The sequence below is a fragment of the Acinetobacter cumulans genome, from assembly GCF_003024525.3.
GTDB classification, from domain to species: Bacteria; Pseudomonadota; Gammaproteobacteria; order Pseudomonadales; family Moraxellaceae; genus Acinetobacter; species Acinetobacter cumulans.
In genome coordinates this window covers 3217956-3240519 of sequence record NZ_CP035934.2, presented here as the reverse complement: position 1 = coordinate 3240519, position 22564 = coordinate 3217956, and the positions used below count along the sequence as shown (strand labels likewise).

The 22564-nt window shown below is 41.4% G+C and carries 23 protein-coding genes, 2 tRNA genes and 1 pseudogene; 14 read left to right on the top strand and 12 right to left on the bottom strand.

Annotated features, from left to right (window positions below; genetic code table 11):
* Nucleotides 1-7: 7 nt before the first annotated feature.
* On the bottom strand, nt 8-472 hold the full coding sequence (locus C9E88_RS15255; protein ID WP_106984237.1) for a hotdog fold domain-containing protein: 465 nt from the start codon (nt 470-472) through the stop codon (nt 8-10).
* Nucleotides 473-607: 135 nt separating this feature from the next.
* Between C9E88_RS15255 and C9E88_RS15250 the strand changes: the two genes are divergently transcribed.
* Complete coding sequence (locus C9E88_RS15250; protein ID WP_106984304.1) at nt 608-1231, top strand: TetR/AcrR family transcriptional regulator; 624 nt, start codon at nt 608-610, stop codon at nt 1229-1231.
* A gap of 159 nt (nt 1232-1390) precedes the next feature.
* Nucleotides 1391-1954 carry an alkyl hydroperoxide reductase subunit C gene (gene ahpC, locus C9E88_RS15245; protein WP_106984238.1) on the top strand — a complete coding sequence of 188 codons (564 nt, stop codon included), beginning with the start codon at nt 1391-1393 and terminating at the stop codon, nt 1952-1954.
* A 60-nt stretch (nt 1955-2014) separates the two neighbouring features.
* Here ahpC and C9E88_RS15240 read toward each other — a convergent pair whose 3' ends face one another.
* Nucleotides 2015-2938 carry a LysR substrate-binding domain-containing protein gene (locus C9E88_RS15240; protein ID WP_106984239.1) on the bottom strand — a complete coding sequence of 308 codons (924 nt, stop codon included), beginning with the start codon at nt 2936-2938 and terminating at the stop codon, nt 2015-2017.
* A 142-nt stretch (nt 2939-3080) separates the two neighbouring features.
* Nucleotides 3081-3704: an isochorismate family cysteine hydrolase YcaC gene (ycaC, locus tag C9E88_RS15235; protein ID WP_106984240.1), complete on the bottom strand. Its 624-nt coding sequence runs from the start codon at nt 3702-3704 to the stop codon at nt 3081-3083.
* A gap of 315 nt (nt 3705-4019) precedes the next feature.
* Here ycaC and C9E88_RS15230 point away from each other — a divergent pair, with 315 nt between their 5' ends.
* From C9E88_RS15230 to C9E88_RS15220, 3 genes are all read left to right on the top strand, one after another.
* Complete coding sequence (locus C9E88_RS15230) at nt 4020-4895, top strand: pirin family protein (protein ID WP_106984241.1); 876 nt, start codon at nt 4020-4022, stop codon at nt 4893-4895.
* A gap of 435 nt (nt 4896-5330) precedes the next feature.
* Nucleotides 5331-6629, top strand: a complete 1299-nt coding sequence (locus C9E88_RS15225) for an FAD-dependent oxidoreductase (protein WP_194229665.1) — start codon at nt 5331-5333, stop codon at nt 6627-6629.
* Nucleotides 6630-6633: 4 nt separating this feature from the next.
* On the top strand, nt 6634-7485 hold the full coding sequence (locus tag C9E88_RS15220; protein WP_106984243.1) for an SAM-dependent methyltransferase: 852 nt from the start codon (nt 6634-6636) through the stop codon (nt 7483-7485).
* 131 nt (nt 7486-7616) lie between these two features.
* Here the strand turns inward: C9E88_RS15220 and C9E88_RS15215 are convergent.
* From C9E88_RS15215 to C9E88_RS15205, 3 genes are all read right to left on the bottom strand, one after another.
* A tRNA-Thr gene (locus C9E88_RS15215) sits at nt 7617-7692 on the bottom strand.
* A 133-nt stretch (nt 7693-7825) separates the two neighbouring features.
* Nucleotides 7826-8056 (bottom strand): hypothetical protein, encoded by a 231-nt coding sequence (locus C9E88_RS15210; RefSeq protein WP_106984244.1) that lies wholly within the window; start codon nt 8054-8056, stop codon nt 7826-7828.
* Nucleotides 8057-8381: 325 nt separating this feature from the next.
* Nucleotides 8382-8472 (bottom strand) — tRNA-Ser (locus C9E88_RS15205).
* 125 nt (nt 8473-8597) lie between these two features.
* Between C9E88_RS15205 and C9E88_RS15200 the strand changes: the two genes are divergently transcribed.
* Entirely contained in the window at nt 8598-10478 is a 1881-nt protein-coding gene (locus C9E88_RS15200) for a potassium transporter Kup (protein WP_106984245.1), read from the top strand.
* Nucleotides 10479-10538: 60 nt separating this feature from the next.
* Here C9E88_RS15200 and C9E88_RS15195 read toward each other — a convergent pair whose 3' ends face one another.
* Nucleotides 10539-11003 (bottom strand): hypothetical protein, encoded by a 465-nt coding sequence (locus C9E88_RS15195; protein WP_106984246.1) that lies wholly within the window; start codon nt 11001-11003, stop codon nt 10539-10541.
* A gap of 264 nt (nt 11004-11267) precedes the next feature.
* On the opposite strand from C9E88_RS15195, the gene C9E88_RS15190 reads away from it, so the two are divergent.
* Complete coding sequence (locus C9E88_RS15190) at nt 11268-12371, top strand: DNA/RNA non-specific endonuclease (protein ID WP_106984247.1); 1104 nt, start codon at nt 11268-11270, stop codon at nt 12369-12371.
* 83 nt (nt 12372-12454) lie between these two features.
* Nucleotides 12455-12700 (top strand): hypothetical protein, encoded by a 246-nt coding sequence (locus tag C9E88_RS15185; RefSeq protein ID WP_106984248.1) that lies wholly within the window; start codon nt 12455-12457, stop codon nt 12698-12700.
* Nucleotides 12701-12775: 75 nt separating this feature from the next.
* Here the strand turns inward: C9E88_RS15185 and aqpZ are convergent.
* Together aqpZ and C9E88_RS15175 are read right to left on the bottom strand one after the other, a co-directional pair.
* Nucleotides 12776-13465 (bottom strand): annotated as a pseudogene (aqpZ, locus tag C9E88_RS15180) (aquaporin Z).
* Nucleotides 13466-13584: 119 nt separating this feature from the next.
* The gene (locus tag C9E88_RS15175) at nt 13585-14583 is read right to left on the bottom strand and encodes an AraC family transcriptional regulator (RefSeq protein ID WP_106984249.1); all 999 of its coding nucleotides are present in this window, start codon (nt 14581-14583) and stop codon (nt 13585-13587) included.
* Nucleotides 14584-14690: 107 nt separating this feature from the next.
* Between C9E88_RS15175 and C9E88_RS15170 the strand changes: the two genes are divergently transcribed.
* The gene (locus C9E88_RS15170; protein WP_106984250.1) at nt 14691-15308 is read left to right on the top strand and encodes a sterol desaturase family protein; all 618 of its coding nucleotides are present in this window, start codon (nt 14691-14693) and stop codon (nt 15306-15308) included.
* Between the two features lie 209 nt (nt 15309-15517).
* On the opposite strand, the gene C9E88_RS15165 is transcribed toward C9E88_RS15170, so the two are convergent.
* Both C9E88_RS15165 and hisF read right to left on the bottom strand, forming a co-directional pair.
* Nucleotides 15518-15910 carry a hypothetical protein gene (locus C9E88_RS15165; RefSeq protein ID WP_137287907.1) on the bottom strand — a complete coding sequence of 131 codons (393 nt, stop codon included), beginning with the start codon at nt 15908-15910 and terminating at the stop codon, nt 15518-15520.
* Nucleotides 15911-16053: 143 nt separating this feature from the next.
* Entirely contained in the window at nt 16054-16812 is a 759-nt protein-coding gene (gene hisF, locus C9E88_RS15160) for an imidazole glycerol phosphate synthase subunit HisF (RefSeq protein WP_106984252.1), read from the bottom strand.
* A gap of 113 nt (nt 16813-16925) precedes the next feature.
* Between hisF and C9E88_RS15155 the strand changes: the two genes are divergently transcribed.
* From C9E88_RS15155 to C9E88_RS15145, 3 genes are read left to right on the top strand one after another with little or no spacing between them, the layout of a single operon-like run.
* Nucleotides 16926-17876 (top strand): homoserine kinase, encoded by a 951-nt coding sequence (locus tag C9E88_RS15155; protein WP_106984253.1) that lies wholly within the window; start codon nt 16926-16928, stop codon nt 17874-17876.
* A 22-nt stretch (nt 17877-17898) separates the two neighbouring features.
* Entirely contained in the window at nt 17899-18519 is a 621-nt protein-coding gene (locus C9E88_RS15150) for a DUF1294 domain-containing protein (protein ID WP_106984254.1), read from the top strand.
* 30 nt (nt 18520-18549) lie between these two features.
* On the top strand, nt 18550-18942 hold the full coding sequence (locus tag C9E88_RS15145) for a DUF4870 family protein (protein ID WP_106984255.1): 393 nt from the start codon (nt 18550-18552) through the stop codon (nt 18940-18942).
* Between the two features lie 362 nt (nt 18943-19304).
* On the opposite strand, the gene C9E88_RS15140 is transcribed toward C9E88_RS15145, so the two are convergent.
* The gene (locus tag C9E88_RS15140; protein WP_106984256.1) at nt 19305-19664 is read right to left on the bottom strand and encodes a helix-turn-helix domain-containing protein; all 360 of its coding nucleotides are present in this window, start codon (nt 19662-19664) and stop codon (nt 19305-19307) included.
* 98 nt (nt 19665-19762) lie between these two features.
* Between C9E88_RS15140 and C9E88_RS15135 the strand changes: the two genes are divergently transcribed.
* Together C9E88_RS15135 and C9E88_RS15130 are read left to right on the top strand one after the other, a co-directional pair.
* Nucleotides 19763-21094 (top strand): APC family permease, encoded by a 1332-nt coding sequence (locus C9E88_RS15135; protein ID WP_106984257.1) that lies wholly within the window; start codon nt 19763-19765, stop codon nt 21092-21094.
* 56 nt (nt 21095-21150) lie between these two features.
* A complete protein-coding gene (locus C9E88_RS15130) occupies nt 21151-22560 on the top strand; it encodes an NAD(P)/FAD-dependent oxidoreductase (protein ID WP_106984258.1) in 1410 nt (469 codons plus the stop codon).
* Nucleotides 22561-22564 lie beyond the last annotated feature (4 nt).

The window sequence follows — 22564 nt, the reverse complement described above, 5'->3', positions numbered from 1 at the left end:
CTCGACATTATTTTTTGGCAGAGACCTGCATGGTAATGACAGCACGGAATACAGGCTGTTGTGCTTCATCGGTAATTTCGACATTGACCAAATATTCACTGCTATTTGTCCAGACAAAATTTGCTTGTACTGGGGTTGCAGTGGCAGTTAAATCGGTTTTGGCTTTTTTCAGATATTCGACCGTCATGCCTTTTGGAATCCAGCGGTGTGTGCTGGGTACTGTCGCATCGGTCATGGTCCCACCAGCGAGTTCTGCCATATTGCACATGGCGATGGCATGGACTGTACCCAAATGATTGAGTACGGCACGATGCTTCTTCATTCGGATGATGCAAAGACTGGGCTGAAGCTGTTCAAACAGCGGTGAAATACTGCTGAAATAAGGTGCTTTCAAACACAGCATTTTAGAAAAAGTCCATTTCCCTGCGGGTTTATTTTCCAGTGTTTCCCATATTTTCAGTGCTTGGCTCATTCGGCTTGTCCTTCATTTGTTTTTCTTTACTTTAAAAACAGAATAATATTCTGTAAATGACTTGGATGACGCGCAAGCACTTTCAAATTGCCATAAACCGATTATGATGAGCTTGGGCTATAGATGGGTGCAACGATGTACGAACAAGACTTGCTGGAACGGGTTTACTCAGGAAAAAGAGCGTTACTTAAACGTCAAATTTTGGCGCAAGCCTTAGATTGTTTCTTAGAACAAGGCATTGAAACCACTACAATTGAACAGATTTGCGAACACTCTGGTGCCAGTGTGGGGGCGGTTTATCATCATTTTAAAAACAAAGAAGGGATTGTCCGTGCACTTTATCTTGCGGCTCTGCAAGATCAAAGTCAGCAACGTATGCATGCTTTACATGATGCGCAAGGGATACAACAAGGTATTGCGGTTTTAATACACAGCTATATTGCTTGGACTGTGCAGCATCCACAGTTCGCACGGTTTTTATATACAGCGCGTAGCAGTTTTAACACAGTAACCCAAACCGATATTGAGCAACAGAATCAGCAACGCAATCAGTATTTATTGCTTTGGATTGACCAGCAATTGGACCGTGTCGTGTTGGAGCATATTCCTTATGAATTGCTATTTTCTTTGGTGATTGGTGCAACGGAGAGCTACTGCCGCGCATGGCTTTCAGGTCGTGTGCAAAGCTCACCGCTACAGTATCAAGAGCAATTGGCGCGTTCGGCATGGGATTCGATCAGACAGTCTGATTTAGGCTGATATCGGAAAATGAGATAGTCTTGAAGGTCGTTAGAGAAACAATAAATCGAAATATTCGATTGTTTTTATAAAAAAGAACAGTTTTACCTATTTAGATGTTTTTCGTATTCTAGCTTCAACAGATAAGCACTCCCTGAAATGATTGAAGAGGAATACACAATGAGTTTGATTAATACAGAAGTAAAACCATTTAATGCAACAGCTTACCAAAATGGCCAATTTGTTGAAGTATCTGAGCAAGATATGAAAGGCAAATGGTCTGTGGTTTTCTTCTATCCTGCTGACTTTACATTTGTATGTCCAACAGAGTTAGGCGATCTTGCGGATCACTATGCTGAATTCCAAAGCATGGGTGTAGAAATCTACTCAGTATCAACAGATACACATTTCACGCACAAAGCTTGGCATGATTCTTCTGAAGAAATCAAAAAAATTCAATATCCAATGGTTGGCGATCCAACATGGACTTTGTCTAAAAACTTCGATGTACTGATTGAAGCTGATGGTCTTGCAGACCGTGGTACTTTTGTCATCGATCCAGACGGCAAAATCCAAATTGTAGAAATTAATGCGGGTGGTATTGGCCGTGATGCATCTGAATTACTTCGTAAAGTAAAAGCTGCTCAATATGTTCACGCTCACCCAGGTGAAGTTTGCCCAGCAAAATGGAAAGAAGGTGAAGCAACACTTGCTCCTTCAATTGACTTAGTAGGTAAAATCTAAGTTTAAAATATAAAAAAGCCGGCATTATTGCCGGTTTTTTTAGTTCTGATAAACACCATTTTAGTTGAGATAGCCTTGGCTTTGAGTGGCTTGACCACGCAAGCCGTCGACCAAGTGTTGAATCAGTTTTTCCATGACTAAACGTTGTCCTTTACGTGATGCATAGACCAGCTGTACCGTCCCAACATTTGAGCACCACTCTGGCAAAATATGGACCAAGCGTCCTTCAGCAATATCTTTTTCAACGGTCAGGTAGGGTAAGTCTGCAATGCCTAAACCATCCAAAACAGAATAATACACACCTGCCAAATCATTGCTTTTGACCCGTGGTTCTAATGGAATAACCAACTCTTCATCGTGTTGCTGATGGTGGAGTGTCCATTGGTAATGGTTTTTTTGTGTGCCCAATACAATACTTGGAAATTCACTGATTTCGGTCGCGAATTGCAAAGTACGTCCTTGCAATAAGGCCGGACTTGCCACAAGGCAGTGCGTGGTTTTAACAACGTCGCGGACCACAATGCTGGAATCTTCATTGGCTTGAAAATTGGTTCTGATGGCCAGATCAATATCATCATGTAAAACATCGACACGGCGACTGGTGAGTTCCATTTCGACTTGTACCATTGGGTACTGCAACAAAAAACTGTTCAGTAGGCTACGGATTTGATAGCGCATCATCACCGACGGACAGCTAATTTTAACTAAGCCCTGAGGTTCACTTTTTTGTTTCAGCAAGACATTGTTGGCGCAGTCGACCTGTTGGATTAGTTTAATGCATTCCTCATACAGTTCTTGGCCTAAAGGTGTGACTTTAAAATGACGGGTAGAACGCTGGATGAGGGTGACATTGTACTGGGCTTCTAAGTCTAAAATCCGACGGCTCAATTTGGATTTGGTAATGTTAGACGCTTCGCTGGCTGCACTGAATCCGCCGTGTTTGACGACAAGATAAAAATAATAGTAATCATCAAATGAATGCATCGTGGCTCCATGGGCAAATGAAATGCAAAATGCATCATGAAAATGAACACGCTTGAATCAAGCGCATGGATAAAATCATAGTATAAGTATTATAGATATAAAAAAAGCGGTCAAAAGACCGCTTTCTTGTCCGCAAAATAAATTATTTTGTGGTGTTTTTCACGTAGCTTTGGATCAAGTTTTTGTAGTCTGGAATGTGCGCCGCAAATAGTGCTCCTAAACCTTCTACGTCATTACGCCAGTCACGGTGTAATTCGCAAGCTGTACCAAACCACGTCATGAGCTGTGCGCCAGCTTGAGACATACGATCCCATGCAGAATCACGTGTCAAATGGTTGAATGTGCCAGAAGCATCGGTCACAACAAATACGTCAAAGTCTTCAGCAAGTGCAGAAAGTGTCGGGAAAGCAACACATACTTCTGTGACTACGCCAGCGATAATCAATTGTTTTTTGCCAGTTGCTTTTACTGCTTTAACGAAATCTTCGTTGTCCCATGCATTAATTTGGCCTGGGCGGGCAATATAAGGCGCATCTGGGAACATTTCTACTAGTTCAGGAACCAGCGGGCCGTTTGGACCGTCTTCAAAACTTGTTGTTAAAATTGTTGGCAGGTTGAAATATTTAGCAGCTGCTGCTAAAGCAAGAACGTTATTTTTGAATTTGTCTGGATCGATATCACGTACTAGAGAAAGTAGACCTGTTTGATGGTCAACTAAAAGAACCGCAGCGTTGTCTTTATCTAAACGAACGTAAGGTTTAGTCATTTTCTATGTCCTTTTTGGTGTTTTGCACAGTGTTGAGGGAATGCAAAGACGTGTGTGGGGATATATATTTCGGTTTTTATATTAGTTCTATTATTATGACAATGTAAGGGCGGTAGATAGGAAAAATAATCATATAAATAGGATTATTTGTAAAGTATGGTAAAAATTCACTAAATAATTCTAGATAATAAGATAAAGCTTATTAAATTATCTCATTTTTAAGATTATGAATATTGCTATGCATCTATAAAGCGGAGCAGCAAAAGAATAAGATAGCTCCCATGTTCATCCTATCGCATATATAGGAGTTAAAAGATGAAAAAAGTTGTAGGCGTTTATCGCAATCAAAACATGCATTGGGTGGGTGATGGTTTCCCAGTGAAAAACCTGTTTTCTTATGACCGTTTGGGACAGGCAATTAGTCCATTTTTACTGTTGGATTATGCTGCGCCGTATCGTTTTGATCCGACTACTGCTCAACATGGTGTAGGTTCGCATCCGCACCGTGGCTTTGAAACGGTCACTTTAGCCTATCAAGGTGAAGTAACACATAAAGATTCCAGCGGTGGTGGTGGCACAATTCAAGCGGGTGATGTGCAATGGATGACTGCAGCATCGGGTGTGGTGCATGAGGAGTTTCATTCTCCTGCATTTGCTGAGGCGGGTGGTTTATTTGAAATGGTACAACTTTGGATTAATTTACCGGCCAAAGACAAAATGACCGCGCCACGCTATCAAGGTTTAACCGCGGGCGAGATTCCACGTATTGAGATGGATGAGAGTGCAGGTCATATTCGGGTCATTGCGGGTGAATTTGGTGGTCATCATGGTCCTGCATTAACTTATAGTCCCGTCAATGTATGGGATGGTGAGCTCAAAGCAGAATATGAAACTTTTTTAACTGTTCCTGCTAGCCATAACACGATTTTGGTGGTGTTGAATGGTGAAGTATTGGTCAATGGTACACAAAAAGTGATGGACAGCTCGATTGTGATGTTTGCTAAAGATGGTGAAACAGCGATTCAGTTACAGGCCTATCAAGATACTAAATTTTTGCTTTTAACAGGTGAACCTTTAAATGAGCCTATCCAAGGTTATGGTCCATTTGTGATGAACAGCAAAGAAGAAATCGTGCAGGCATTTGACGATTTCAACCAAGGAAAATTTGGTGAAATTCCGGTTCAGGCCTAAGTTCTGGTGACGCGATTACACATAATACTCAAGCATAAAAAAAGCCCCTGAATGAATTCAGGGGCTTTATCGTTTGCGCTGTATTTTCTTTTTTTGTCGTCATCACACGTACTGTTAGAATGATAATATGTGACACAGTTATCATTTTTATATGCTTCGAATGATAGCGAGAACAGGTAGCGAAGTAAAACGAAATTTTAAGAAATGGTTAAACTATATTGTTTTTTTATAAGGTTTTTTATTTTAAATTGCATAAAATTAAGTGAATTCATGAACTTATTTGCTAGATTTTATAATGTTAAGAAATGTTAACGCGATGTTTGTTTACTTTGATCTGGCATCTGCTGAAAACAACAGAATTTGGCAGTTTTTAATAACTTGTTTTCTGCTGGCATGGGTCATAATTTTATAAAATTTCAAATATGGAATAGAAGATTGGATATCGCAGTCATCGGCAGCGGCATGGCTGGTCTTGCTGCCGCAAGAATTCTGAAAGATGCAGGACATAACATTACAATTTTTGAAGCACTTCCTGGGCGTGGTATGGATAGTCACAGTACTGAATTTGAAGGTGGCATTATTGATGCACCTTTAAGAGTTATGAATCCGCATCTATGGAAAAATACGCTCAGTCTGGCTGCTCATTTGGGTATTCCTACTTTTCCAGTGCGTACCTATATGGCATGCAGTTGGTTATTTGAAGACAAAACTGAAACATGGTTGACGACTTCGCGCACGCGTATTGGCAATATTCCAATCATTAATAACCGTAAAGGTATTCAGCAGTACGGTTGGCGTTTGGTCAAAGGTATGTTGCAACTGAAAACTGCGCTGAGCAAATTCTTTAAATCGAAGGATCAAGACATTACCTTGGCGGAATTTATTAACCGCAATGATATTGAAGAAGTGTTTTGGCATGGTGCGGTGATGCCTGTGCTGTATACCATTTGTACCTGCAATCCGAAGACCATTGGGGATTGGCCAGCCAAACCTTTATTGATTTTTTTACGCCAATTGACGGATGGTGATGCCTTACTGCGTATTCAGGGGGGCACTTCAGCTTTGGTAACTAAGCTAATCGAAAATATTGAAGTAGTGAGTGGTTCAGCTATTACCAAGGTACAAGAGCAGGGTGAAAAAGTTCTGGTCGAAAATACGCAAGCTCAGCAGATGTTGTTTGATCGTGTGGTGGTGGCAACGCCAACAACTAAAATTGAAGAGTTTTTAGAGCCAACTCAGTTTGCTGAAGATATTGCGTTGTTAAAACAATTTAAGTTTGAGCAAGGTGAATTGGTTATTCATACTGACAGTAGTGTGATGCCACCAAAGCGTAAAGATTGGTCTGTACTCAGTTATATGATGGACCGTAAATTTACCCGTCAGCAGTTTACGGTATGGTTGAATTCGATTGAACCGAGTTTGGTTGGTAAAACGCCAGTGTTCCAAACTTGGCGTCCAGTCACGGATATTGATCCTAAAAAAGTGATTTCAACCGTGACGCTGACACGTGCGGTTGTTGATTCAAAAACAGTCGCATTAAATAAGCAATTGCAACAACGTCACATGAGCGCAGCCCGTAAAGTATTTTTCTGTGGCTCATGGTCTTGTGATGGATTGCCAATTTTAGAATCTGCAGTAACCTCAGCTATGCATATTGCAGAAATTTTGGGTGCACCATTGCCGTTTGTAGGCTTAAAACCTAAAGTAGAGGTTGCACCGCAACTCGGCTATTAAATCTATGAAGTGGCTTCACAGCATTAAACAGTATATTCCACGCCATAAATATGCCATTGATGCAAAGTTTTTGGGTGATGATGCACTGTTGGCTTGGAGCAATTTAGGCTATTGGCAGGCCGTGGATGATCCTTATCCGCAGGCTTGCCAAGCACTCGCAGATCGTTTAGCACAGAGCTTAAAACTACAAGCCAATGATCAGGTCTTAGATTTGGGCTGCGGTCAGGGTGCGAGTATTTGGCATTGGCATACACAGTATCAGGTTGCATCCATCAAAGCTGTTGAACTACAAGAGGCTTGTGTTCAATGTATTCAAAACGTTTTAAATTCAAAACACATAGCCACCGCAAATATTGAAATATTTGCTGATTCTTTTTTGAATTTAAATTCAATCTTTCCAAAAAAATGTTTCGATGTTGTGATGTGCATTGATGCTGCGTATCACAGCAATTTAAATTCATTCTTGTTATCCACAACTTCCGTTTTAAATTCAAAAGGCCGTTTGGGCTTTCATTATTTAATTGTGGATGAGAAATTTTTGAATTTAAATGCGATGCAACAATTACGTTATCGTGCTTTGTTAAAGGCGGCCGATGTTGATATAAGAAAATTACCAACAGTAAATAGCTTGCAAGAAAGTTTGAAGCAATTTGAATTTAAAAATATTCAGATCGAAAATATCAGCATGCAGGTTTTTTCGGGCTTTGCACAGTATGCACATCACCTTTTAAATTCAAATATGACAGCACAAGGTTTAGCGCAGTTTAAAATTCAAATGACAGCAAAATTATGCCGTACTTTATTTGAAGAAGGCTTGGTTCACTATGTACAGGTTAGTGCGAGTAAAGACGTCTAAAAGACGCATAGTGCACATATTGAAGATGCTTGAATAGTTAGGTTTGCAGTATGTTTTGCGTGGGCAAGAAAGGTGTAAAAATACAAAGCCCAGAAACATCAAAGCCTCACTAAAAAGCGAGGCTAAGATAATGGTGCCGGCACACGGATTCGAACTGTGGACCTACTGATTACAAGTCAGTTGCTCTACCAACTGAGCTATGCCGGCATTATGGGTTGCATTCTACAGATTTTTTTTGAAGCTGCAAGCCAAAAAATAGCCAATCGAATTTTAATTTTAAATATTATGGCCATAACCCAATCAGATCGGGTTATGGCAAGGCATGAAGAGGGATTAGGGGCTATTTTTGTCTTAGGATTTTATCGAGGTCTTGGGCACATTCTTCCAGCGTAAAGGCCATATCTAACTGCATTTGAGGCTTAAGTTCGTTGGCCAGTTGCCTCCATTGTTCGATCAGTCTGAGGGCTTTTTGAATTTTATGTTTATTCACATCCTTGGCGATGGTCGGCACATAGCCTCCACGTTTGGCATTTTTCATTTGTTTGGCGTAGTTATTTGCACTGTTATTCATGCTAACTCCAAAAAATAGCAGGGTTTTGGGTACTTGCTTTATGCTGCAGTGTCTTTGTTTCAGCCTAGATAAAATGTTATGGGTTAATTAGCGCCTTGTTTTTTAGTGATGTTTTAAACATAACATAGCTTTTATTGCATGTGTATGAAGCTAAATATGTGCCAAGTTGAGTAATGAGCATTAAAACAGTATTGATAAGCTTGGGCTGGATGATTTGGGTGGTTGAGTGTATTGATTTTACTGGGGATAGCTTTGATTTTTATTGTTCGCTTATTATCAGGCATAAAAAAATCCCTAAATGAAACCATTTAGGGATTTTAAATTCTGGCGGTGAAAGAGGGATTCGAACCCTCGAAACGCTATAAACGTTTACACACTTTCCAGGCGTGCTCCTTCAGCCACTCGGACACTTCACCTTATTGCGCGGAGGATAATAGCGAAAAATAATGGGACTGCCAAGCTGAAACAATTGATTTAGAGAAAAACTTTTTCTATGGTGATATGATGCGCGAAAATACTGTCTAAACTGAAGACACATAATATGCAAAGTACTGCACAAAAAGCCGCATTGCCCGCTATTACCCTAGCAGCACTCGGCGTGGTGTTTGGTGATATTGGGACCAGTCCGCTGTATGCACTGCGTCAGTGTTTCCTTACTGCACATTTAGCCATTTCAGAAGCATCCGTGTTAGGTATTCTATCGCTGATTTTCTGGTGCATGATGCTCACCATCAGCTTTAAATACGTCATGATTATTATGCGCGCAGACAATAACGGCGAGGGGGGCATTATGTCTCTTTTGGCCTTAAATCTACGTACCACACTAATCAATGACAATAAAAAGATTTATCTCATTGCTCTAGGTTTTATTGGTGCTTCGCTATTTTTTGGCGACGGGATCATTACACCTGCAATTTCTGTGCTCTCTGCGATTGAAGGCCTCAGCATTGCAACGCCAATGTTCAATCAATGGTTAGTGCCATTGTCCATTGGTATTTTGACAGGGCTGTTTCTGGTTCAAAGACATGGCACAGGAACAATGGGGAAATTCTTTGGACCAATTACCTTGGCATGGTTTCTATCCATTGGGGTGTTTGGACTGTGGAGCGTGATTCAAACGCCACATGTGTTGTTAATGGCCAATCCTTATTGGGCACTCAGTTTCATATTTAATCAGCCTTATGTGGCTTTTTTGACTATGGGTGCTGTGATTTTAACCATCACTGGCGGTGAAGCTTTATATGCAGATATGGGGCATTTCGGGCGTTTACCGATTCGTTTAGCGTGGTTTATTGTGGTGTTACCTTGCTTGCTACTTAACTATGCAGGCCAAGGAGCGCTACTGTTACGTAATGCTGAAGCTTTGGCCAATCCATTTTATATGCTGATCCCTGAGTGGGCCCTGTATCCGATGATTGGCTTAGCCACGGCCGCTGCGGTCATTGCTTCGCAGGCTGTGATCACGGGTGTATTTTCAATGGTGAACCAAGCCATTCAATTACGCTATTTGCCCCGATTAACAGTACGTCATACCTCAGATGTGGAACGTGGCCAAATTTACTTGCCATTTATTAACTGGGCATTGTTTATTTCGGTTCTGATCCTGATTTTACTGTTTGAAAATAGTGCCAATTTAGCCAGCGCTTATGGTGTAGCCGTCACTATGACGATGCTCTGTGGCACGATTCTGATTTCAGTTTTGGCTTATGGCCTATGGCGTTGGCCCGTGTGGAAAGTGGCGCTATTTGCGGTGCCATTTTTGCTGATTGATTTGGTGTTTGTCGCGTCAACATCATTAAAAATTCTGTCGGGCGGTTGGGTGCCAATCATGATTGGTGCAGTGCTGTTTACTATTTTGATGACATGGAAAGATGGTCGCGAGTTAGTGTTAAATCGCTTAGCCAAAGATGCCTTGCCAATCGACTTATTTATTAAGAGTATTGGTTTTAGTGACGAAACCAAGTTTGTCCCTGGCGATGCTGTGTTTTTAACAGGAACGCCAAATATTGTGCCTCATGCAATGTTGCACAATATTAAGCATAACAAGGTTCTACATGAGCGTAATGTGATGGTGACTGTGGTCACTCGAGACATTCCTTATGTGACTGAAGCGGAGCGTTTTAAGGTAGAAAAACTGGATGATCGTTTCTATCGTATTTTTATGTACTATGGTTTTAAAGATCAACCTGATATTCCACAGGCCTTAGCACATGCATATACGCAATTAGGTTTTGATTTTGATCTGATGCAAATCAGCTTCTTCATTTCACGCGATCGTATTATTCATACCTTGGGTGAGGGAATGGCGCCGTGGCGAGAAAAACTGTTTATTTCAATGCAACGGAATACCAGTCCAGTCAGTGACTTCTATCAGATTCCAACCAATCGTGTGGTGGAGTTGGGCAGTCAAATTGAAATTTGATATGTAATCAGCAATAAAAAAACCAGAGCTTTGCTCTGGTTTTTTAATGCCACCTTTATTTTATTGGGCAAAGGCATCTTCATTAATCTGAGGTTGCTCAGGTGCTGCTTGCAACGCTTCGTCTGTTGCTGGAGCATTTGGGGTGGCTTGTACAGGCGTTTCTAGGTTCACTGGTGCATCAGCAGAGGATGAAAGTGTAGCCTGTGCTTCAGCGTTTGGGTCAGGAAGTTCCGCCTGAGCATTGGCTGGATTTAATGGTGCCTCTGCAGTGGGTTCGGCTTGGGTTGCGGGTGTGTTTTCAGTCACTGTGCTGTCAGCACCTTGCGCAGGTGCTGTCGTAATCGGTTGGATTTTGCCACTTGCAATTAATTCATTTAAGGAGCCAGGTTGGCCATTTACTGTGGTGGTAATTTTGGCTTTAGATAAGCTTTCCAAAGTTTCACCTGGCTGTACAGCAGGTTCGGCAAATACAGATGCACTAGCAAGACCAGCAATCAGGCCAAGGCCTAGAAGTTTAGAATACATAATGACTCCAATAATCGATTCTTCGAATTTTAAGTAGGCTTACCATGTCATAACCAAAGTTCTTTATTCAATGAAACATACTGAATCACGTCAAGACTTGTATGAAACTGATATAGAAGCGCGACAAACTGTTACATCATCTGGTGAATTGTTAGACAATGTTTGCATAAAACTTCATCAATGCTATTGCGATTACATATACAGGCGGACTTACCCTTGTTAAGCTCCAGAAAAATAATCTGTTTTTAAGTAATCGTTGTAGCAATGGCAAAAAAGAAAAGTAGTTCTGGTGGTGTTCTTTCCCAATTATTCAACCAAAATGGGGTGAAAGCGATTTTGGGTGTGGTTGCTGCAGGGAGTTTTGCCATTGCATTTGGACAAGAAAAAATTCAGCAGTTTGTGTCTAATACAGGCTCAGGTTCAAATAGCGCATGCCTAGATCAGTTTTACCGTGATGTGCCCCCTTATTTAATGAAAGACAGCTTGAATAAGCACAGTTATCCATTATGTTTTAATGGTTTGAACGTCATGTATTCAGGGGTGTCTAAAACGCCGTTGTGGGTGGCGGAAGCTTTAACATCTTCTCGTTTAAGTCAAAAAATTCCGCGTGAAGATAGCTTTCATGAAGAAGAGCGCGTAGATCGTGCACACCGCGCGACTTTATCGGATTACAAAGCATCGGGTTATGATCGTGGCCACATGGCACCCAATGCCGATATGCCAAACACAGAATCGCAGTTTGACAGTTTCTCTTTAGCCAACATGGTGCCTCAAGCGCCAAAGAATAACCAAAAGGTTTGGCGTGAATTAGAAGAAGCGACCCGCGCTATTGTGACAAAGCAAAAGCAAGATGTGTATGTCGTTACTGGGCCAGTATTTGCTGCGAAGAAACTAAAAACCATTGGTAATGGGGTGATTGTTCCAACGGCAACCTATAAGGCAATCTACTTACCTAAAACGGGTACGATCGGTGCTTACTATGCACCGAATGACAATTCGCTACAGGTGAAAGTTGTGAGTGTTTGCTATTTAGAAGAACAACTCGGCATTAATTTATTTCCGCAGTTGACTGAAGAGCAAAAGCGCAATACTTACAAACTGCCTTTGACCGCTGCTGGAGTAAAAGCCAACACCCAATTTGCTTATTCACATTGGGATGCAGAAAGCCAATGTGCAGAAGATGTTGCAACTGACAAGCTAAATGCGATGCAAAACCAGTTTAAGTCTGCTGGTGGTTCAAATGTATCTAATACAAATAGTAGTACGGACGCGAACAGCGGTACAGGGCAAAACAGCAGTACACAAGATGCGATCATTAGTCAGCTGATCGAAACATTATTGCAGTATATTTTGCAGTTGTTGAAATAATGTGCTTGCTTTAGGATAAATCAGGGCCATGTCGAAGGCATGGCAATATAACAACGATATGATCAATAAAAAGCGAGATAATCATGTTTAAGCCTTATGAAAATGGCACAGAATCACACGCAATTCATGATCTGACTTTAGAAAATGACCTTGATTGCGTCAATCTTTATGGCAACTTACAATTGACCAAAGATCAAGCAGGGTTAGCTGCGGCTAAAGCTTTGCAAGCAGTGTTAAACGATGTTGTAAAAGCCTTAGAAGCTGAGGTGAATTTACCCGAAAAAATTCAACGTGCAGAGGCGGGTGAAGTCGAAAATCCTTTTTTATAAACGCTGCTAAATTTACACAAAAATGCCCACACTATGACGGGCATTTTTATGGGTATAGTGGGCATTTAGTGTTGCTTAAGGTTCATCTTGTGCGATGCCTCGATAAATGACCGCACCAATGACAGCACCAACAATAGGCGCAATCCAGAACAGCCAAAGTTGGCTGAGTGCGGCGGTTTCTGCAAACAGTGCTACACCTGTACTTCGTGCTGGGTTTACCGATGTGTTGGTCACAGGAATACTAATGAGGTGAATAAGGGTGAGCGCTAAACCGATAGCAATGGGTGCAAAACCTGCAGGTGCGCGTTTGTCAGTTGCACCCATAATAATGATTAAGAACATTGCAGTGAGAACAACCTCAATGATCAGTGCAGACATCATCGAATATTTGTTGGGTGAAAGGTCGCCAAAACCATTACTAGCAAATCCACCTGTTCCTGCGAAGTTCGCTTGACCACTGAAAATGGCGTAAAGCACCCATGCAGCCAAGACTGCACCAATCACTTGTACAATGATATAAGGCACTAAGTCCTTGGTATTGAAGCGACCACCTGCTCATAAGCCAATACTCACGGCAGGGTTAAAATGTCCTCCAGAGATATGACCTAGTGCATAAGCCCCGGTTAAAACCGTTAAACCAAAAGCCAGAGAAACGCCTGCAAATCCAATACCGAGTTCAGGGTAGGTAGCGGCAAAAATTGCGCTCCCACAACCACCAAACACCAGCCAAAATGTACCGATTAATTCCGCAATATATTTATTCATGTTGTGCTCCAAAGATCCTTTTTTTGTTGTATGACGGCGTGGAGTTTTGCCTGAATTATATTTATCAAAATGTGATTCACTTCACAATAATCAAAAGATAAACGGAGCTTATGTTGTGATTATTGCACCTGTTGACGCCATTGTAGTGGGGTCACATGACGCCACTGTTTAAAGGCACGTTGGAAGGCACTTTGTTCGGAATAACCGAGTAATAGTGCAATTTCATGTAAGCCCAAATGTGGATCTCTTAAGTATTCTTCGGCCAACATACAGCGTACTTGTTGCATACGCTGTTGATAGGTGCTGCCTTGTTGTTGTAAATGGCGTTGTAGTTGGCGCACAGAAATATGCAATTGCTGGGCGATATCTTCAATCTGAAATTGATTTTTTTGTAAGCCTGTTAATATGGCTTGCTGTAAATATTTATCCGTTTGGGTGATATTGGGGAGCTTTTCCAGTAAGGCTTGCGCTTGTTGAATTAAGAGCTGTTGCAGGGTGTCATCACTGTGTGAAAACGGGCGAGACAACTCTTCGATGGGTAAAAGTACTTGTGAACTCGGTTGAGAAAAGCGGACCTTGCAACGGAAAAACTGTTCATATAAGGCCACATGCTTAGGTGCAGGTTGCCTAAAATGTACTTCATGAATGTGCAGATCTTCAAAATTAATAAAATGCTTTAAAAAACCAACCATTAATGCAATCGCGACTTCATCGGTGAGTTGGTTGGACATATTCGGTGGCAACTCTGACCAACAAATGGATAAATACGCGCCTAAGCCTTCGACTTTTAAGGGAGAGCCATCATAAACCAGACGGTGAAAATCATGATAACGATACAGCGCCTCGCCTAAATTGGCACAGGACATGGCGATATAGGCAATAATGCCCAAATGTTTGGGCTGTACGGCATTGGCAATTTCTAGCCCGAGTGCAGGGCGTTGTAATTGTTCATTGAGTAAGTTGAGTAAATCGCGCCAAACCGAATAGTCGAAACGTTCTAGGTTTTGAACTTGAGTCAAGGCGGAAGGAATCTCTAGCTGTTGTTGCTCATAAAACGTATAGAGCAAATGCCCGAGACCACCATACACAGTGCCAGTATAATCTTTAAGGTGCTGCATTTTTTATTCTTGGTTTTGTCGTAATTTGTCAATGATATTTAAAAACATGGTCAATATCTAGCCTTTTTGATTGCTTATAGTGAGATAAAAGATCGGAGGTTGCATATATGTTAAAAGGTTTTCTTGTGGGCCTCGTGGTTGCTAATGGTTTTGAGTGGGTTGCACATAAGTATCTTTTGCATGGCACTCACCGCACAGGCAAGCCACGCTGGAGCCCATCACCAAGCAATATGAAATCGCATTGGGAGCATCATCGTGAAGTACGAAAAACTGCTTTTGAAGATTATGGCTATGTCGAAGGTTTAAAAAATTGGCGTACAAAAAATGAAGTCATGTCTTTGGCAGTTGCTGTAGGTGTATTTGCACCTTTGTTTTATCCTGTATCTAAAGGAATGAGCCTTGCCGTGTTGTATGCTGCAGGTAATTATTACTATATCCATCGCCGTGCACACTTAGAGCCAGATTGGGCGATGAAAAAAATTCCGTGGCACTATGACCACCACATGAACTCAAATCAGGATGCCAATTGGTGTGTGACCAAACCTTGGTTTGATTATCTGTTGGGTACCAGAGTGATCTCATCACCAGATTTACAAGAGAAGAATCCTTTAGGTATTCCCTTGCCAGCGTTACTTTCAAAAGCTTTAAATCAAGCGGTCACACGTTTCTTTCCTGTTCAGCTCGCAGATAAAAAGGCGGTCGCTGTTGAAGAGCTACGCTCTTAGGCCGAAAAGACGACGAATGGTGTCTAAAAATATCGTTTTGTCGTGATTGGTCAATAAATTGCTTAAATATTGTCAATATTTCTAAGTTGAGTGTTTTTATAATCCTATTATCGAAAATGTACTGCATTTTAGATTGACGTATATTGAAATTCACTAACCAAGTGCTGTAGTTTTTCTTGGTTTATAGGAGCCGAAAAGGCTCCTTTTTTTTATTCTGATTTTAGTAATGCGAATGGATGTAATTCAGTCAAAATAAAACGTCCATTCCAATCATGAATTTGACTTGCATAATGAAAACAATAAGTTTGACCAGCCTGCAAAGTTTGCAACTGTGCAATATGCTTGAATGCAATCGGATCGCCATTAAATTCTAAAAATTTAGAATTCGGAGTTTTGAATTGAAATGCAGTTTCATATTGTTGCTTGCGCCCTATATTGAAGTGAATTTGTCTCACAAAAATGGCACAAGTATAATTTTTTAGTGGTGTATCTAAGGCTTTTTGATACTTTGACTCACGGTACAGGTCTAAGCCAAATAAATACATGTATATAAAACCACAGATCATCACTAGGATGATGATAGATTGTGTGTTTTGGCTCATTTTAAGCCCATAAGCAACGAGGCCAAATAAGATCAAGCTACCGAAGCTTGTAATAAATAATGCGGTGTCTAAGTACATTATGGACAAAAAAAAGAGCATCTATATAGATGCTCTTTTAATCATATTTGTTGCTATGCAGTCAATTAAAGACGCATTTCAATACCTTGTTCTGCAAGATATTTTTTCGCTTCAGGAATGGTATGCTGACCAAAGTGGAAAATAGAGGCTGCCAATACCGCATCTGCACCACCTTGAATAATGCCATCTGCTAAATGTTGTAAATTACCAACACCACCTGATGCAATGGTTGGAATCGTCACGCGGTCGTTGATTTGACGCATGAGGGCAAGGTCATAACCAGCTTTAGTGCCGTCGGCATCCATTGAAGTCACGAGTAATTCACCCGCGCCAAATTCTGCCATTTTAACTGCCCATTCAATGGCATCAATGCCTGTTTCTTTACGGCCACCGTGGGTAAAAATTTCCCATTTATTGTCGCCAGTTTTTTTGGCATCAATAGCAACCACAATGCACTGTGCGCCAAAGCGTTGAGAGGCTTCTTGTACAAATTCTGGGTTATAGATGGCTGCAGAGTTAATTGAAACTTTGTCAGCACCTGCATTGAGCAGTAAGCGGATATCTTCCACTTTACGTACACCGCCACCTACAGTCAGTGGTACAAATACAGACTCAGCCATGCGCTCTACGGTACGGTAAGTCGTGTCACGGCCATTTGAGGTGGCAGTAATGTCTAAAAAAGTAATTTCATCTGCGCCTTGTTCGTTATAACGGCGCGCTACTTCTACTGGATCGCCTGCATCACGAATATCAAGGAATTGAACACCTTTTACTACGCGACCATTGTCGACATCGAGGCAAGGAATAATACGTTTAGCAAGCATAATTTTTTCCAAAAATAACAGCCGATTATGAAACTTCGCGACTTAGATGCTACACCTTAATAGTCGGAGCGGTTATTCTATCAAACTTATGTAAGATTTTTTGCAGGTTTTGTATGTCGGTTTATACCACTTTGACTTTAAAGGAAGCTCAGGACTTCGCCACACCTTATGGTTTAAATGTTGTGGACCTGATTCCCATTCAAGGCGGAATTCAAAATACCAACTATTTTATTGTCTGTGAAAATGATCAGCAGTTTGTTTTAACCATTTTTGAAGAAATGGATGAGCAAGGTGCAGGGGAACTTGTACCTGTATTAGAGCATTTGGGACAAGCAGGCTTAGCTGTACCCGTGCCTCTGTCTTATGCGGGGAAAGCCATCCATACGCTAAAAGATAAGCCTGCGCAAATTGCACCGCGTATGCGTGGGGAACATCCCATGCCATCTGAACTTGAGCAGGTGAAACAGATTGCCGTAGCGCAAGCAAAAATGCATGTGGCTTTACAAGGTTTTCCATTAGAGCGCGCATTTTATCGTGACCATGCCTATTGGTTAGGGGTTTCACGTGAGCTTCGTCCAAGCTTAAACGATGCCGATACCATGCTACTCAATAACCTTTTAGGCTTATATGAAGTATTAACTGCAATGTATCCAGAGCGTCCAAAGGGCTTTATTCATTCCGATTTGTTCCGTGATAACACTTTATTTGAAGGCAATGAACTCAAAGGCATTTTGGACTTTTATGAGTTAAATCAAGACGAATTATTGTTTGATATTGCCATTACGCTCAATGACTTTTGTACAGAATACCCAAGTGTTGCGTTGAATGAAGAAAAGGCCATTGCATTTTTAAATGCTTATGAAACGGTGCGCCCTTTAACCTCGGATGAAAAATCTTGTTTGGAGCTGTACTTGGCCATGGCTGCAGGTCGTTTCTGGATGATGCGTTTGCAAGTGGCACAAAAAAATGCCGCTGAAGGCCGTACAGGGGATGATATTTTGCAGAAAAACCCAGCTGAAATGCGCAATATGTTAATTGAGCGTTTAAAGTTTGTAACGACCTAAAGATAGGCTGAAGGGAGTGGTCATGCGTGATCAAGGGCGTTTAGTAGAATGGTTGGATGAGCAAGGCTATGGCTTTATTCAACCCAGTGACAGCAGTAAAGAGCGGGTGTTTTTACATATAAAGGACTTTGCTCGCCCTGGCCCTCGACCTATTGTCGGCTGTGCTTTGGAGTATTTGGTTGTTTTGGATGAGCATGGGCGCTTTCGTGCCCAGCAAGTGACTTACCTTAAAGCCAGTCAAGTACAACAGTCCAAGCCAGCAGTCAAAGACAATGTGATACACATGCCCAAGAATATCTCTGCCATGCAAATACTGTGTGTGCTCTATATTTTGGCCATTGCAGCCTTAAGTATTGCAGGATTACTTAGTGGTATAGCGCTCTTGGCTTTAAGTTTGGTAAATGTAGCAACGTATTGGTTTTATGCGCAGGACAAAGAAGCAGCGCGTTTGGGCAACCGACGTGTGCCTGAACAAAGTTTACATCTATTGGCTTTTTTAGGTGGGTGGCCTGCTGCGTGGTTGGCACAGCAAAAACTGAGACATAAAACACAAAAACAACCCTTTCGCCGTATTTATTTTTGTACTATAGCTTTTAACATTCTTTTGATTTTATGGCTGATTTCACCATTTAATCCATTTTAAAACGAAGTATAAAGACAGAAGAGGGCGTGTATGGAATATTCAGTAGATCAAGATTCGAACCGTACTTTAACCATTGCCTTATATGTGTTGTATATCGTCGCAATTTTTACGGCGGGTATATTGGCATTGGTGGCATTGGTGATTAATTATATCAAGCGTGACAGTGTGCAAGGCTCGATTTTTGAAAGTCACTTTACTTGGCAAATCCGTACTTTTTGGTGGTACCTCATTTGGAACGTGATTGCTTTTGTACCTTTCTTGTTCCTATTTTTCACAGGAAATAACCCCGACTTATTTGCTGGAACCGCTTTAGGCGCTTCAGCATTTTGTATATTTGTGGTTGGGGCATCTTGGGTGTGGATTGTTTATCGTGCTGTGCGTGGCATTATTACAGTGAATGACAATAAGCCGATGTATCAATAAGTCGGGTGAACAATCACAGCGTGTATACAAGGTCTCATTGATATCGTGAGGCCTCTAAAAAGGCAGCTCAGGCTGTCTTTTTTTGTACTTATCATTTCAATCTGCGCTACTTTGAAGCCCGTGTCTGCTTCATTATGGTGAAGTTTACCGAATTGAATGTACCTTTTAATATTTTATACTATACATTTTTAATAAAATTAAATTACATTTTTAATAAATTAAACTTACATTTTTTATTAATATTATTTACTTTTTTAATATAAATAATTTACATTTTAATAAATTTAACTTTACATTTATGTACATTTAATTGGATTAATTTAAACCTTAAAAATAGTTTAAATTTTCAGTTCAAAAATGACTTAGGCATAGTAGCGTCCACGGCGTCTTCTCATGCCCAAAAGATGAATTGCCCGCACCAAAACAGCATAAGAAACTGAATAGCCAAAGCGTTGCTCAAAAAGTGGGATTAAATCACTGATGTTTTGAAATTTTACTTCTTTTACAAATACTTGAAATTCATTCCAGTCCTTAATATGGCTTGGTGCTCCACGTTTTTTTCCTATTTTTGGGCGCAGTTCGCCTGTTTCTTCTTCCAGTTTTATCCATGCATCTAGGGTCACTCGAGAGATGTTGAATTCTTTGCAAACCGCCACTTTATAGTCGGTTTTTTTGTACATCTGAATGGCGAGATTTCGCGTTTCAATGGAATACTTTGGCATTTACTGGCTCATTTTTTAAATATTTATAATTATATTATATGGCATAGTTGTTGCAAAAAAATAATTAACTTTAATAAAACGAATAATCAGGTGACATTATGGAAAAAGCGCAAGTTTCTTTCAAAAAAATGTCTTTATGGCAAGTGGTGATCATTGGTGTCGCATATATGACGCCAATGGTTGTATTTGACACTTTTGGCATTGTGTCTGGTATTACCGATGGTCGTGTACCACTGGCTTATATTTTGGCTTTATTTGCCATGCTCCTTACTGCATTTAGTTATGCGCGCTTTAGTAAACATTCGGATAAATCGGGTTCTGCTTATACCTACACGGCAGAATCCTGTGGGCCTCAAACTGGCTTTTTTGTTGGTTGGTGTTCTTTACTGGATTACATCATGTTGCCTTTGGTTAATGCGCTGTTGGCAGGTATTTATTTAGAAGCGGTCATTCCAAGCGTACCGTATTGGGCGTGGGTGATTTTATTTAGCAGCTTGGTCACTTTAATCAACTGCTTTCGTATCAATATATTGGCCAACTTAAGCATGATCTTTGTCTGTGCACCTGTATTGCTTATGGGCTTCTTTATTTATTTGGTCATTCAAGGGGTAGGGAGTGAGCAAGGTTATGCGCATGTCTTGACGCTCGCACCGCTATTCAATGGTGATACATCAATTTTGCCGCTTATCGCAGGGGCTTCAATCCTGTGCTTTAGCTTTTTAGGTTTTGATGCGGTGACCACCATGTCACATGAAACCAAAGATCCGAAACGTACTATTCCGCGTGCGGTTATCCTCACCACGCTTACGGGCGGTGTGATTTTTATTACGGCATCCTGGTTTGTGCAATTGTATTTTCCAACCAATGTCCGCTTTAACAACCCAGATGAAGCGCTGCCTGAGATCGTCCTGTACGTGGGCGGGGCGCTATTCCAATCGGTATTTTTATGCGCCCAAATTATGAATACATTTGCCTCAGGGCTTGCCACGCATGCCAGCGCATCACGCCTGATTCATATTATGGGACGAGACGGCATTTTTCATAAAGGCACATTTGGTCAAGTCCATAGCAAGTTGGGCACGCCACTATATGCAGTCTTGTTGATTGGTTTGATTTCCTTGGCAGCCATTCGTTTAGATTTAGCCACTGTGGTCAGCATGATTAGCTTTGGTGCCCTTATTGCCTTTACAGCCGTGAACTTCTCCGTGTTTATGAAGTTTTATGTGCGAGATGGTCAACGTCATGGTCTTAAAAATATCTTTCTCAACCTGATTTTACCGCTGCTTTCAGTGGCTACACTGATGTGCCTTTGGGTGAATTTAGAACACAACGCCTTGGTTTGCGGAGGCATTTGGTTGGCAGTAGGCGTTGTATTGTTCGCTTATAAAAAGTTAAGAAAACAAAATATTGTGATTGGTAGTGCGTATTAAGTGGCCGAAGCCTCTATAGCGATTAAACAGAATTGATAAATAGGAATGTAAATAAAATGAATACAAAGCCAAAATTTGTAGACGATGTTGAATATAAAAACAGTGTCAATGTGCAAAGCGGTAAGGAGTGGAATTGGGTCAATCCTGCACGTGGCAGTTTTGATTTTCCAGCCAATTATTATGAAAGCTCATTAGACGCATGGCAGGCTTTTGATGCACTTAATGCAGATATTGAGTGTGATGTGGTGGTGATTGGTGGTGGCTTATTGGGTGCGTCCACGGCACTGCATTTGGCAGAGCAAGGTGTAGATACAGTATTGGTCGAAAAAAACCGTATTGGTAGTGCTGCATCGGGGCGTAACGGCGGGCAATTAACCCCTGGGCTGGCGCGTTGGGAAGCAGGGGAAATGATTGAGCACTTTAGTTATGAAGAGGCTAAACGCTTATGGCACTTCACTTCGACGGAGGCGATGTCTTTAATTGACCAAATTGCGCAGAACTATGATTTAGAGCTACAGCGCAAACATCAGCACATTACCGCAGCTGTACACCCAGGGCATTTGGTGGGTTTAACTGAAGGTGCAGATGCGCGTAAATATTTGGGTGAAGACCATACTCAGATTATGGGCAAGCATGAGCTGTTTGAGCATGTGAAATCGGAAAATTATTATGGCGGTTTACTTGATACCCTCGGCGGGCATATTCATCCTCTGGCTTTAAACCGTGGCCTTGCTTATGGTTTTAGTCAACAAGGTGGCAAAATTTATGAGCAAACCGAAGTGTTATCGGTGGATGAGCGTGAAGATGGGATTTATGTGACGACCACTGGCGGTGTGATTAAAGCACGTAAGAGCGCCGTAATTGGGGTGCATCATGCTTCATTTAAGCTGCTGCAAAGCCATAATCAAACCACCATTCCATTTTATACCTACGTCTGTACTACCGCGCCTTTAGAGCTGGACTTGAGTGAAATCCTGCCGAGTGATGCGCCTGTGTACGATACACAGTTCCAAATTGATTATTATCGCGGGGTATCTAAAAACCGTTTGCTGTTTGGCGGCGAAGGGACGGGTTCTTGCTGGACGCCTGAAAAAACCCATGATTATTTATTGGGCCGAATCAAGCATGTGTTCCCGCAATTGACACAGGTTGAGCTGGATTTTGTTTGGAGTGGCACCACAGATTTAACTATGAATGGCGCAGCCGATAGCCGTAAGTCCGATGGGAAATATCCGATTTATGCCGTGCAAGGCTGGAGCGGTCATGGTGTGGCGCAAACCGTGCGTATAGGCAAAGCCATTGCCGATGATTTTTGTGGCAATGCCGATGACTTTAAAATGCTCACCAGTATTCAGCATCAGGACATTTTGTTTGGTCGCGCACTTGCACCGATGGTGATTCCAATGGCGAAAACCGCTTATGGGCTGGGGGCAATGGTCAATCCGGGCAAGATGGTGTCCTTCTAAATTT